Here is a 13,898-nt window from a genome sequence, read left to right on the forward strand (position 1 = left end):
GGAGGCTAAACAGAATGGCAGAAAATTTTGAACAACACTCAGACGTTTCCGCAACTGATTTGGCCCGTCTGACGCAAGAGGCGCAGGCAGAAGCAACGCCTTCTACGGCTAAGATTATTTGGAGCGAATTCAAGGCTGACAAACCAGCTATGGCCGCTTTATTCATCATCGTCGGCTTTATCCTCTTCGTCATGATTGGGGCCTTATTCATTAATACCCCCAAGATGATGGAAACTAACATCATGGCTTACTTTAACCAACCGTTCACCGCGGACTTTTGGTTAGGGGCTGACTCTGGGGGGCGTTCCGTCGCCAAACAACTGATTGTGGGCTCCCGTAATTCTATCGGGATTGCCATTGGCCTGACCATTATCTCTTCCACCTTCGGGATTTGCTGGGGACTGATTTCCGGTTACTTCAACGGCTACATCGACTGGGGCATGCAACGGGTCTACGACTTCATGATGATGCTACCCATGACCATGATGATCATCGTTTTGGTTACCATCATTCCGCACTACAACTCAGTAACATTGACCCTAATCTTCTCGATCTTCTACTGGGAAGGTACGTCGCGGCTGATCCGTTCGCGGACCTTAGCCGAATCGGAAAAAGATTACGTCGCGGCTTCCAAGACTTCCGGAACCAGCAACTGGAAAATCATCTTCCGTGAAATCATGCCCAATATTTCTTCGTTGATTATCGTCGACTGTACCCTATCCTTCGCGGAAAACATCGGGGTTGAAACCGGACTTTCCTACCTGGGCTTTGGGTTACCGGCCCAAACGCCTTCACTAGGGACCATGATTGCCAACGCCAACGACCCTAACAATATCACCCAATACTGGTGGACTTGGTTACCAGCCGCATTGGAAATCATCATTCTTTGTTTATCAATTAGTTATATCGGACAAGTACTCCGGCGTGCCGCTGATGCTTCACAACGGCAAGGTGCTGCCGATTAACACGCTTGAATCCATTTGAGGAGATGGTGCCACTCAACGTCCGTATGTGTTAGCTGCGTTACTGCTTTACCAATCGATTCTGAGGGGAACCGATTTGCGTTGATCATGAGGATTTTAAAAAACAAGGGGGAAACATAGCATGGATAAGAAAAAACTCGCATTGTCAGCGATGGCAGTCTTAGCGACTGTCAGTCTCGCGGCATGTTCCAGCAACAAGAGTTCATCCAGCAGCAGTGGCACTAACGCTTCTGTCAAGTTAGCATCGGCTTACAACAACACGAAGCCTACTGACAAGTCTGCTACGAACAATAGTACATTGAAGGTCGCCGAACCTAACGACTCGCCATTCCAAGGGATTTCTGATCCCGTTTTATCGACTAACTCTGAAGACGCCGATGTCTTCTCTCCCAGCGGTTCAGATAGTCTCTGGAAGGTCGACAAGAACTACAAGATTATTGATGGTGGTTTAGCCAACCAAAAGATCAACCGGAAAGCTAAGACTGTGACGATCACTTTGCGCAGTGACGCCAAGTGGTCTAACGGTTCTAAGGTTACCGCTAAGGATATCGAATACCCTTACGAAGTTATCGCTAACCCGAAGACTACTTCCCAACAATACTCAGCTGACTTCAACCACATCAAGGGGATGGCCGCTTACCACGCTGGTAAGGCCAAGACCATTTCCGGGATTACCTTCCCCGATGGCGAAAAGGGCCGGACGGCAGTCCTTCACTTAGATAAGGTCACCCCAGCCATGCAATACTCTGGCAACTCCTTTATCTGGAGTACCGTTGAACCTTACGAGTACATCAAGAACGTCCCAATCGCCAAACTGGCTTCCTCTAGTCAAGTGCGGAAGAACCCAATCTTCACGGGTCCTTACAAGTTGGATAAAGTTGTTGAAGGTGAATCCACGACTTGGTCACCTAACAAGTACTACTACGGCAAGAAGGCTCAAATCAAGCACATCTCCATCAATGTTGTTTCCTCAAACAACATCGACAAGGCTATCCAATCCAAGAAGTACGACTTCACGGTTCCAGCCAGTGTCATGCACGGCACTGATTACAAGCAATTAAAGAACCTGAAGAACTACAAGATGATTGGCCAACCTGCCCTTTCTTACGACTACTTTGGCTTCAATGTTGGTCACTACGACACTAAGACCCAAAAGAACGTCATGGACAAGAACAGTAAGATGGCCAACAAGAGCTTACGTCAAGCCATGATGTACGCTTTGAACTTGGATGCTGTTACCAAGAAGTTTGGTAACGGGATTACTTGGCGGGCTAACACCTTGATTCCACCAATCTTCACCAAGTACTACGATGCCAGCGCCAAAGGCTTCCCACTGAACATCAAGAAAGCCAACAAGTTACTGACTGACGCCGGCTACAAGAAGCGTAATGGTAGCAAGTGGCGTTCTGATCCTAATGGCAAGAAGTTAACCATCTACTTCGGTGCCATGACTGGGACCTCTGCTCAAGCCGCAGAATACCAAGACTACCTGCAACAATGGCACAAGATCGGTTTGAATGTGCAATTCACTGGTGGTAAGACGATGGAAATGAACAGCTTCTACTCCACGTTACAACAACCAAAGCAAAGCAAGATTGACGTTTACGCCGCTGCTTGGGGCTTATCTTCAGAACCAACCCCTACGCAACTCTACGGTGAAGACGCCACCTACAACATGGGTCACTTTGTTTCTAAGAAGAACACGCAATTGATCAACAACATGAACAACGACAAGGCTTGGAACGAATCTTACCGGACTAAGGCTTTCAAGGAATGGCAAGAATACATGAACGATCAAGCCGCCGTTGCTCCTGGTTCCTTCAGTTACAACTGGGGGCCAGTCAACAAGCGGGTCAAGGGCTTCGATGTTGGTCCTGACAACAACGAATTCTGGAGCAGTTTGAGTTTGACTTCTTCAAGCTTGGAATAATCTAGTTTAGTTGTTCTAATCGCTCAGATGAACCGTCGTATCTTTCGGGATGCGGCGGTTTTTGTGTGCCGTTAAATACAGGTACTCCGCAACGCTGACACCGGTAGCGACTGGCACGATGACTGGCAAAAAGGCCAACGCCTCCGCCGCAAAGACCCCCGGATAGCTCCACGGCACTGCCGTCAACAGCAACAGGCCTCGATATCCCAACCAGCCGAGCGGGACTAACCACGGGGCTAAGAGCGACCAGCGATGATGATACAGCTCACCGATCAATTGCAACGTGCCCAAGAGCATTAAGAGTAGCCACCATTCAACGCCCACCTGAACACCGGCCCAGCCACCATAAACCAATCCCGCCAATAGGACGGAATCTATCTGTAAGGGCCCTTGAAAGGTCGCTTGTGTCAGTAAAAAGAGGCCACTACTCAAGACCGCTAAGTACAACAGATTGATGACACTTAACATTGCCAGGCGTTGGCCAGGCGTCTGCATCGTCTGGCCTAAAGCCCCACCCAGTACCAGACTGGGGAGCATTACCGTAATCAAGTCCAAAGTCCCCTTGGTATCCACCTGACCTCTCAGCTGCAGGCTCGTCATTACTAGCGTCAATAGTAACAGTGTCAGTAACAACCCAAACCGTTGACTATGCTGTACCCAAAAATCTCGTAACTGTCTCATCTTCTCTGTCCCCTTACTTTCGCCCGCGATGTCGCCACTGCCACCAAAATCCACTCACAAAAATCAGTACCAAGCCGATCTTGACCGCCAACCAAATGACATTGACCCATTCGAGACCCGCACCATCCGACATTTTTCCTATCCCCACTTCGATTTATTTTGGTATCCATCACTATACCGGAATTAGCCGTTGATGCCAAGTGCCAAATCGCCGTTGTATCAGCGTTTATAATCATTTTAATAACGAGTTATCTCCCAGCCAATCAACCCTCAGGTCACTATTTCCTCGTAACTCAAACCAACCGAAAAATTTTTAAATTTGTAACGCCCTTCACACCCGGCTAACTAGGACTAACCGTAGCTCTGACTGTTCCTGAAAATCATCCCGCCTTGCCGACTCGACCAGCACACATGAAAAGAGATTTTTTTCTTTCTTGAAATTCCCAATTTCACGGCCTTTTCAGTGTTTTTCATCGCGACTTTTGAGAATAAAGTGCTTACACCCTGGGCAATAAATGATATAGTAAAGGTAAAGTTTTAACATGACTCGTGAAGGGGTGGCATTCCATATGTTACAACAATACAAGAACATTCTGGTTCCCGTTGACGGTTCCAAGGCAACCCAGCCAGTCTTAGAAAAAGCAATCGAAGTCGCTAAGCGCAACAAGACCCACTTGGATATTTTAAACGTGCTTGAAGTTAACCAGTTCAGCGATACCTATGGTGGTGCCGTTAGTGGCGACGTCATCTACAAACTCTCCCAAGACGTCCAAGATCGACTCGATGCCTTGAAGCAACAGGCTATCGACGCCGGTGTTCCCGATGTCAGCATTCACGTGCGGTTCGGGAATCCCAAGCCAGTCATTGCCCGGGAATTCCCAGCGGACCACAAGTCTGAATTGATTGTGATCGGCTCAACTGGTTTAACTGCCGTTGAACGTTTAATGGTCGGCTCCGTTACCAATTACGTTAGCCGTTCTGCCATTTGTGACGTCTTGATCGTCAAGCCAGAACCAACGAAGTAACACCCGTTTAGAAATTTAACGAGAGCCTGGGACAATCTCCCAAGCTCTCTTCTTTTGCGCACAAAATTTAGCTAGCCGAAAGGGTCGCCGCCAGGGCATCCCGTTGCATCTGCCCCTACGGCCATTTCCGGCTCAAAAAGGAGCTTTACTATGCAGTGGTCTTACACCATCTCGCTTCCTCAAAATCAACCAGCCATGCCGCTGCGTGCTTTGTTGTCCGCGTGGGTCCTGCCCAGCCACCTGATTCATGACCTGCGCAGCCACCGGCGTGTCTTAGTTAACGGCCAGTACCGCTCCATGAATCAGCTGGTGCGCGGTGGTGAAACGGTTCAGCTGCAGTTCTTGCCCAGCGACTTCAAGGAACCCTTTCCCGCCGTCGAACCCGACAGTGCCGCCACCGTCAGCGTGCTCTACGAAACGGCCGACCTACTCGTCATCAACAAGACGCGCGGTAGCAAGACCCACCCGAATCTGCCCTGGGAACGCGGCACGACCTTGAACCACGTGGCCGCTTACCTGGGGTCTGAGCAGCCTGGACCGTACATTTTAAGCCGCTTGGACCAGGAAACGACAGGCGCGCTCCTGATGACCAAGACGCCGGCCGTCGTGCCCATCATGGTCCGCTACATTGCTCAAAAACGCGTTCAGCGAACTTACCTGGCTTGGGTCCAGGGGACGCTCACCGGTCAGGGGACCTTTACCGCCCCCATCGGTCGTGACCCGCACGATAAGCGCAAACGCCTGGTCAACGGTGACCACGCCCAGTCGGCCATCACGCACTACGAAGTCCTCGACCACCAACCGCAGGCCACACTGGTCAAGTTGTGGCTAGAGACTGGCCGCACCCATCAACTGCGGGTCCACCTCGCCCATGCGGGGCACCCGCTTGTCGGTGACCCACTGTACGCCGCCTCCAGTCACAGCCGTTTACGGCTCCACTGCTGGCAATTACGGTTTCCACAACCATTTACCTTGGATTCGGTAGAAACGACCGTGACGGCACCGCTACCCCCTGATTTCGACCAATTTCGTTTAGATTGAGCATTATCGTCAAAAAAATGTCGATTTAGACGATTACAACCGTTAACCATTTTCACCTGATACACTAAATTCAGTAAGTAGGCTTAGGGGGGATTTGATGCGCTGGCAATCGCGGGTTTCTCTAATTCTTTTACTTTTGCTATTAGCCATTTTATTAATCTGGGGAATTCTAAATTTATCATAGAACCAATAAGTCACGGGCGCGACCAGCATGCGGAAACTGGTAGCGCCCGTGACTTATTTTTACCCGTTGAAGTCGACTTAGCTGGAGACACAAAAAAAGCCGGAGTAACCACTCTCCGACTCCCACTAGCATCATTAGAGCATTCAACATAATCACAGTTTGTAGTCAGGAAAACGCTGTCACTCAAATCAGCCATAATCTCAATATGTAGTATTGAGCAATTCAAATCACTTTTAGTTAGTTAAAACTAATTGTGCCGTGAAGTTTTTCCTAATCACACCGATTGAGAGAAACTTCACAATGTCAAGAACCTGCAAAATCACTTTATTTTCCAGGCTCCCTGAAAGATTGATTGGTATTACAGAACCTAGTATATCAGATGGCTGTAGAAATGCAAGCGTTTTCAGCGAATTAGTTTATTCGAACGTCTGCATTCAGTAAACGGTTTTGCCTGCTGACTTTGTGAAAGCTCCAAGGGGCGGGCTATCCCGTCGATAACTTCGGCAACGCCACAATTAATTGTCCCCAATGGAATTTGACCTGCAACGTACTAGTTGCTTTCGGGGGTAACATTTCGTGTATATTAGAAAAATCTAATACACCAGCATCTGAGAGCACCCGACTGTGGCCGTCTAACTGAGCGTTGTTGGGTACCGGAAAAGTCAGCAGCCAGTGTAGCTCCTGAGGCGTTTCTTGGAGCTCAAAGGTCACTGCCGCTGGTTGGGCTTTCCCTAGTACGGCCAGATTACGAGGTAGCGTCTCATCAATGATCTGACTCATCTGTTTGAGCACCGCTACCGTCGCCGTCAGGGGTTCTGGGACCTGAACGAAGAGTTGGACCTCCTGTTGCCGGGCGAGCAAATAATTATGGTATAGCCGAAACCGCAATTCGGTGCTCGGCACGTTAGCCAAGTCCTCAATCGTTAATTCTGCGGCGTTGCTGGTTTCCCAACCGGAACGAATGTCGATATAGAATTGGCGAAAACCGGCGTAATCGTGATCCGCCAGGTAGCCGCCCAATCCCAGCAGCATATTTTGATAGTCATGATTGAACTTCTTCACGGCAGCCATTTGCCGGTTCAATTCAGTGGTATATTGCTCCCGAAACTCTTGACTCTGCGCTTGGATGCGGCTGTGAGTGGCCTGCAAATGCGTTTGTATCAGCATGTACGTGCTCAACGACAGGCCCACCACCAACGTACCGGCAATCCCGCCTAAGAAAAACAGGTACTGCGCGGAGTCTTGCAGCGATTGTAAGGAGTATTCAAACAAAATGTAGACGACGGCCAGGACCGCCATGAAGGTTAAGAACAAATACTCCATCGACCGTCCCAGCATGTCATGAATCATATTTTCCATCGGCGCACGGGTGAACCACAACCCCGACGCGACCAGCGCAAAGAGCATGTTGTCGATGACCAGTTCGCTGAGGGTCCCCCACAAGCTGGTCGCAAATGCCAGGCTGGTCAGTTGAATCGTCGCGGCAATCACGATCATATCAATGAATTCAATCATGAGGTACGCTAGAATCGTGACGTCAATAAAGGCTGGCAAAAATTGTAGCTGGTGGCGCAGGGCCAATACGCCCCACTCAAAGCCCAGCAGTAAAATGACGGGCAATGCCCCCAGCAGCCGGCTGTCGGCTGTGAAGGGATTAAGCAAGTCAACGGCCACGTAGACACCTGCCACAATGGCGCAAAATAAGGAAATGTGTTTCATCATGACCAATTGCGAGAACCAATAGTATTGAAAGAAAACAAACCAATAGACGATGGAATAATCTGCGAGTGAAAAACTCAGCGCATCGACCGTAATCATTGACTCACCCCCTCGATTTCGTCAAAATCAGTGTAAAGTACAGTCGTGCCTGTTTGATTTCAATCTGCAAGGCCGCATTCGCCGTCGCCGTGACGATCTCTTGGACCGTGCTCAGCCCTTGACCGTGGCCATTGCCCTTGGTGGTGTACCCGGCATTCATGAATTGATTGATCTTCGGCGGATGAGTCGTTGAAACGGGATTGGCCACCGCAATTTCAATGGCATCGGGGTAGTCCAAAATCGCGCAGTGAATGGTGTTCCGCTTTCCCACAGCCCCAGCCTCAATCGCATTGTCGAGCAGGATACCCACGATGCGTTGCAGCTTCACGTTGGCCAATGGAATCGTCTGAATCGCTGTCGGAATCTCTAGCCGCAGGACCAAGCCCTGATTTTGTGCCGCCAATATTTTCTGAAATAGTAGGCTCTTCAATGGCGGGTCTTGCAGCTTTTGCAGGCCAACTTCTTCCAGGCCGACCAACCGACTAGTCGCTTGCCAGCGAGAATTCAGCGTTTGGTAATAACGGGTCAACCCGGCATAATCATTGGCATCCAGGTAGTCCCCCAAGCGTAGCATCTGCTTTTGGTAGGTCTGCTTGAACTGGCGGATGGCCTGAACCTGATTGGAGATGCGGCGGTCATAGCGCGATCGAATCAGCGTGGCCTGGTATTCGGCCTGCACGCGTTGACGGTGAAAGAAGCTCTGCAGGAAGAAAAATAAGCTGGTACTAATCACTAAAATCATCAATAGTTCAATGCTCAACGCAAACGTCATCATCGCGTGACTGATGGCCATGCGGTGAATGATCAATGAAGACAACTGTGCCAACACGGCCAGGCTGGCCAGCATCGACATCACGGTCCACTGCTCCTTGTGACTGAACGCCAGCCGCTCCAAATTCCCAGGCTGAACGCGCATGCCGGATACGGCCAGTGAACACAGCGTGTAGATGAAAATCTGAAAAATCAGCCGTCCCGTAATCAACCAGGCATTCTGAGTGGCGACCATCCCAAAAACTTCAATCGTCACGGCCCGGACCACATCGTTGACCAACACCACGACTAAGTAGATCACAATCGTCGCGTTGACAAAGATCAGTGCCATCTTGGGACGGTGATGAATCAGGTAGATTAAGGCACTGATTGGCGGCAACATGAGCGCCCAGGAGCGACCCAAAAAAGCTGGAATCAAGGCCCAGCCCATCCATTTCAAGGGTAACTTCCAGTTCTGTGGCCGAATGACCCCGATCCACAACGTAATGAACCACTGCATCGTGATGGCCAACACAAAGTTTATCCAGAAATGGGTATCAAACAGATGTAACGCCATCAACTCACCTTCTTATGACTTCAAATGCTTCTGGACCAGCGTTTTGACCTCATGAAAGCGGCGCGTGGCCACGTCGGTCTGGTCCCCATTCGGAAAAATCAGTCGCCGATTGGCCTCATCAATGCCACTCACGTTATCGAGGTTGACCAGAAAACTCTTATCCGTGCGGTACAGCTCCGGATACTGGTCAGCAATATCCTTCAAGAACCCCGGAAATTCCATCAACTGGGTGGCCGCATGAACCGTGACCTTATGCGGCGTGTCGGCGGTCGCCACGAAGTAGACATCGCCCATGGGGAGATTGAAAGTTCGCCCGCCAATCGTATAAGTAAATAAATTTTCAGTATTACCTAAGTAGCTCGTGTAGCGTTGGTACCCGTAGTCAATGTTCTCCCGCAGCTTCTGGTCGATCTGCTCGCGACCAAGGTCCTTGACCACGAAGTCCATGGGCTCGACCTTCCGTTCAAATGTGAGCAGCGCCATTTCGGAATGCGTGGTGACGAACACGATTTCCGCAAACGCCAAGTTCTGGCGAATCGTAATGGCCGTCTCCAGTCCCGTCGTTTTCTCGGCTGGGAACTCAATGTCCAAGAAAAATAACGCATACTCCGGCGGATCCGTCTGCAAGCTTTCCAGCAAAGCTGCTGGGCTGGGCGTCGCTAGCCGAATCTGCATATCATAATCATTAATCATGATGTAGCGTTGCACCACATCCGTATAATGTTTTAACTGTTCTGGATTATCTTCACAAAGATAAACAGCTAGCATTAATACCACACCCTTTTAACTAAACTGTCACCGTACCTATTACCCACTAATGTACCCTGATTTTGTCGGATTTGCAATCGTTTCGGTTGCACGCCGTTTACTTGGTGTGGAATTACTCGTTTCAAACCAAAACGTTAGTCACCCTAATTATCGCCTGACCGCCCCTGATAAATCAGCAATCACCATCGACACCGTCAGACGGCCAGTTGGCGGGACCGGTCAAAAATATTTTTTGTTTGGGCATCGTGGCATCACACGACTCATGACGAAAAAATTAGTCGTTCACAGCAGGCGAAACCCTGGCTGACGCAGGCTCCTGGTTTTACTAATTTTAGCGGACAGAACCCTATCGTTCCGGGAATTATCGCGTCAATGCTACTTTCACCCTCTTTAGGTCAGGACTAAAAAAGAACTACCCCCATTGGTAGCTCCTTTCTAAGTGGATTATTTAATTCCTGCGTCGGCAATTAGCACTCCCCCAAGTTCTAACCAGTCACAACCCTAGGCCTCCAATAACCACAACTTACTCTTTAGCACATTGGTGACACCCATTTCCTAACAAACCTAAGCCATAACTTTCACTAAAACACTGTCAAGCCGACTATTTGATTAGATAATCATTGGGTTTACCCAGCCACGATTCGTGTGACGATTCACGCACACTTTAACCGATTGACTGGCAAAATCAGTTGCCGTAAAACTGACCCCTTCCAACTGTTACCACTTTACCATGAAATCCCCCTAGTTATAGGGAACCCGCGCAAACGTCATTAAATGCACGATAAAGCGGAGTTAAACAGCACAATTTAATTGTGTCGTAGCGAATAAGTTAAAAACCCGCCTAAAATCAAGGGGCTTGTGAAGGCTAAAACAACATCCAAGAGCACCCGCCAGTACCATTTGAGCGCCGTCTTGGGGGCTGCTTGTAGGCGCGGTACCCGGGCTGGCCGGTCCATTTTCTCGTAAACGGAAGCCGTTTGGTCCGCAGCGCGGCGGTGACCGCGCTTTTTCCGGCGGCGAATCGTGGGTGCTTTCACATCACGATTGTCTTCTAAGATGACCCATTTGGCCAGTGCAAAACACAGCAGACATAGCAAGAAATACCAGTCAGCGATGGTGATACCGGGCATCAAGCGCCACTGTGCATAGTTCAGATGGCCGAGGAGCATAAAGATGACGGTGAAAACCAACCCAATGCCGGTTTGTTTAAGCCAATATGTAACTGATAATTTCATAGGAAAACTCCTTTTCTTTTCCCGCAACCTTAGTTAGAATGGGACGTATGAGAGAACAGGTTGAGGTGATTCAATGGCAAATTCACGGGATTTTAACCCCATTACGGCGGCCGGCTACCAAGAGCTACAGGATAAAATTGCGGCGCTAGAAGCCGACCGACCAGAAAAAATTGCAATTCTAGCGGAGGCCCGTGCACACGGTGACCTCTCGGAAAACGCTGAATATTCGGCGGCCAAGCGGGACCTGCGCCACCTGGAAAGCCAATTGCGGTTTTACAACAAGCAGCTGCAATACGCCAAGGTCGTGAACCCCGCCGCCAACGACACGGTTGAGCTGGGCAAATGGGTCACGGTCCAATTCATGGACGACGCCGACCAAGATTGCTACCAGCTGGTCGGAACTCAAGAAGCCGACCTCGATGCCGGCAAGATTACGCGCGTGTCGCCTCTGGGTAAGGCCTTGTTGGGCCACCATCCAGGCGACACCGTGACGATTCAAGCGCCCAACGCCAGCTACGATGTACAGGTGGTGGCGGTTAGCCTGGCGCGGCCCAGTTAGTCGGTATCCTGGTCAGCATCTTTCAATCTTTAACGGTTAACTTAATTTGATGTACACCAAGAGTTTGGACTGTCGGCGTCCAAGCTCTTTTTTGATCGACTTAGAAGCTTGCTGACGCTGGCTAATTAAAGAACCGCCACACTATCATTGAGCAGGTCTAGCCAAAAAGATGGGGAGTAAAATATCATCTACCATTTCCGTCTGTGCTGCCGGTGTCAGGGTCTGTTGACCTAAGATTTCGTTCAATAAGAGAACTCCTGGCAAAGTCACAACTCGGTCAGGCCAGTCAGCGTGGCTGATTTCACCGCGAGCGGCGGCGTGATCCAGCAACGGTTGAATAAGTCCTTTGAGCTGTTCGCCAGTGTTCAGGTGACTAAAGATCTCACCGAACTCCAAGTGTTGGATGCGGTCTGCTAACAAGCCTCGCAAGGTTTCTTCTTGTAACCGGTCCAGCAAAGCGGCCATTTGCCCAAATAAATTCAACAGATCGTCGCGAAGACTACCGGTGTCTGGCGCCTGATAATCCGGTAAATTGCCAAACTTACTTAACGCCGCAATAATCAGGTGCGCCTTATCTGGCCACCGCCGATACAGCACGGTCTTGGTCGTCGCTGCGGCGGCCGCAATCCCTTCAATCGTCACGTTTTGATAGCCTTTAGCTTGGAGCTGTTCCCAAGCCGCCGTCAAGATAGCATCTACCAATTCTGTGCCACGCCGGCGCTTTTTTTTTGCCATAAAGCCATCACCTCCCTTGTTTTTTGCTGGACTGAGGTGTACCATCTTCGAATATAAGATACGGCCGTATCCAATTTAGAAATCAGGTGATTCTCATGTCTCCACAAACATCCACGAAAAAACTCATTCAGATTGCTCTACTTCTGGTTATCGGAGCTATCGCACCATTGCTAGACACGACCATGACTAACGTGGCCTTAGACACCATTATGCAGTCTCTCCACGTATCCGTCAACGCTGTCCAATGGGTCACCACCAGCTATGTCCTAGCCTTAGGCATTGCTGTCCCCGTGGCCGGTTGGGCGACCAACTGGTTTGATGGGAAGCATTTGTATCTGGGAGCCTTGGGCATTTTCCTACTGGGATCACTCATTTCTAGCTGGGCAACGACCTTGCCACTCTTGATCGTTGGCCGCATCATCCAGGGGGCCGCAGCCGGCATCGTTGTCCCTCTGATTACGACTCTGATTGTCCAGGTTGCCGGTAGCCAGGGACTCGGTAAGCTGATGGCTGTCGTTGGGATGCCCGCTGTCTTGATTCCCATCTTGGGACCAACAGTTGGCGGCTATTTGATTGAGGCCGGCAATTGGCACTGGATTTTTTTAATCAACATCCCTTTGGTCTTAGTCTCCCTCATTTTGCTAAGCTGGCGGATGCCGCACTTTCCTGCACCGAAACGTGGAAAACACTTAGACTTTCCCAGTCTCGGCCTGTTAACCGGCCTCTTCACGGCGGCCATTATCGGTATCACGCGTTTTAGCACCGGCGCTGGCTTCACCTCAACTCGGGTGGCTGGCCCCTTGCTAATCGCCTTAGTCCTATTGATCGGGTATATCGCCTATGCCTACTGGCGCCCACAACACGCCCTGGTCAGCCTCAAATTATTTCAAGCGCCTACGTTTGACGCCGCCGTGGTGATCTTGATGCTATCCGGAATTGCGGTCAACGGCGCGATGTTCCTCCTGCCCCTGTACTTGCAAAATAGCCGCGGTCTAAGCGTCATCTGGTCTGGCACCTATTTGATTGCCCAAGGCGTGGGGTTGTTAGTCTCACGTAGTCAAATTGGCAAGCTTACCGACCAGATTGGTGCTCGCTGGGTCGTTTTAGGTGCTATTATCATTGCAATCGCTGGAACGCTGCCATTCGTCTTCTTTACCGCCCACACCAGCACCTGGTGGATTCTCCTGGCCCTCTTTATCCGGGGTATTGGTCAAGGCGGCTTAACGATTCCTGTCATGGCTGATAGCTACACTGGGGTCCCTCAACTGCTGATTGCGGAAGCCACTACTGCGACGCGCATGCTCCAAAACATTGGCGGTGCCATGGGAACCGCAATTCTAGCCACTATCATCCAACACGAACTTCCCCAAGTCGGTCAGACCGCCGCTTATCAAACTGCATTTTTGTGGTCGGTCGGTTTCATTGCCATCACCACCATTCCCGCCTGGTTTTTGAGCCACCAGTCTACACCCTGACTCCTGGTGCAACAGCGTTTTGTCCACCAGAACTAGTAAAACCAGGGCCTACGTCAGCCAGGATTCCGCCTGCTATGGGGACCAGCCTGAGGAACGGGATTCCGGTTCGCTTTGAAGCCTTGCCAAAACCGCCAGTC

The 13,898-nt window shown here is 50.2% G+C and carries 12 protein-coding genes; 6 read left to right on the plus strand and 6 right to left on the minus strand.

Features of this window, described 5'->3' with window-relative positions; all coding sequences use genetic code 11:
- The first annotated feature begins 14 nt into the window (after positions 1-14).
- A complete protein-coding gene (locus EKM83_RS04925; RefSeq protein WP_125575517.1) occupies positions 15-965 on the plus strand; it encodes an ABC transporter permease in 951 nt (316 codons plus the stop codon).
- Positions 966-1,104: 139 nt separating this feature from the next.
- Entirely contained in the window at positions 1,105-2,913 is a 1,809-nt protein-coding gene (locus tag EKM83_RS04930; RefSeq protein ID WP_125575518.1) for an oligopeptide ABC transporter substrate-binding protein, read from the plus strand.
- A gap of 15 nt (positions 2,914-2,928) precedes the next feature.
- Here the strand turns inward: EKM83_RS04930 and EKM83_RS04935 are convergent, their stop codons facing one another.
- A complete protein-coding gene (locus EKM83_RS04935) occupies positions 2,929-3,594 on the minus strand; it encodes a hypothetical protein (protein WP_125575519.1) in 666 nt (221 codons plus the stop codon).
- Positions 3,595-4,163: 569 nt separating this feature from the next.
- Between EKM83_RS04935 and EKM83_RS04940 the strand changes: the two genes are divergently transcribed.
- Positions 4,164-4,619, plus strand: a complete 456-nt coding sequence (locus tag EKM83_RS04940) for a universal stress protein (protein ID WP_125575520.1) — start codon at positions 4,164-4,166, stop codon at positions 4,617-4,619.
- A 150-nt stretch (positions 4,620-4,769) separates the two neighbouring features.
- The gene (locus EKM83_RS04945) at positions 4,770-5,660 is read left to right on the plus strand and encodes an RluA family pseudouridine synthase (RefSeq protein WP_125575521.1); all 891 of its coding nucleotides are present in this window, start codon (positions 4,770-4,772) and stop codon (positions 5,658-5,660) included.
- A gap of 667 nt (positions 5,661-6,327) precedes the next feature.
- Here EKM83_RS04945 and EKM83_RS04950 read toward each other — a convergent pair.
- The 4 genes from EKM83_RS04950 to EKM83_RS04965 all read right to left on the minus strand — a co-directional run bounded on the left by EKM83_RS04950 (position 6,328) and on the right by EKM83_RS04965 (position 10,992).
- Positions 6,328-7,662 carry a signal transduction protein gene (locus tag EKM83_RS04950; RefSeq protein ID WP_125575522.1) on the minus strand — a complete coding sequence of 445 codons (1,335 nt, stop codon included), beginning with the start codon at positions 7,660-7,662 and terminating at the stop codon, positions 6,328-6,330.
- Between the two features lie 4 nt (positions 7,663-7,666).
- Entirely contained in the window at positions 7,667-8,989 is a 1,323-nt protein-coding gene (locus EKM83_RS04955) for a GHKL domain-containing protein (protein WP_125575523.1), read from the minus strand.
- Positions 8,990-9,001: 12 nt separating this feature from the next.
- Positions 9,002-9,757: a response regulator transcription factor gene (locus EKM83_RS04960; RefSeq protein WP_125575524.1), complete on the minus strand. Its 756-nt coding sequence runs from the start codon at positions 9,755-9,757 to the stop codon at positions 9,002-9,004.
- Between the two features lie 806 nt (positions 9,758-10,563).
- Positions 10,564-10,992, minus strand: a complete 429-nt coding sequence (locus EKM83_RS04965; RefSeq protein WP_125575525.1) for a hypothetical protein — start codon at positions 10,990-10,992, stop codon at positions 10,564-10,566.
- Positions 10,993-11,065: 73 nt separating this feature from the next.
- Here EKM83_RS04965 and greA point away from each other — a divergent pair, with 73 nt between their 5' ends.
- Entirely contained in the window at positions 11,066-11,551 is a 486-nt protein-coding gene (gene greA, locus EKM83_RS04970; protein WP_125575526.1) for a transcription elongation factor GreA, read from the plus strand.
- Between the two features lie 144 nt (positions 11,552-11,695).
- On the opposite strand, the gene EKM83_RS04975 is transcribed toward greA, so the two are convergent.
- Positions 11,696-12,286, minus strand: a complete 591-nt coding sequence (locus EKM83_RS04975) for a TetR/AcrR family transcriptional regulator (protein ID WP_164505595.1) — start codon at positions 12,284-12,286, stop codon at positions 11,696-11,698.
- 95 nt (positions 12,287-12,381) lie between these two features.
- On the opposite strand from EKM83_RS04975, the gene EKM83_RS04980 reads away from it, so the two are divergent.
- On the plus strand, positions 12,382-13,761 hold the full coding sequence (locus EKM83_RS04980) for an MDR family MFS transporter (protein WP_125575528.1): 1,380 nt from the start codon (positions 12,382-12,384) through the stop codon (positions 13,759-13,761).
- Positions 13,762-13,898 lie beyond the last annotated feature (137 nt).

Source organism: Levilactobacillus angrenensis, from assembly GCF_003946085.1.
Lineage (GTDB): Bacteria > Bacillota > Bacilli > Lactobacillales > Lactobacillaceae > Levilactobacillus > Levilactobacillus angrenensis.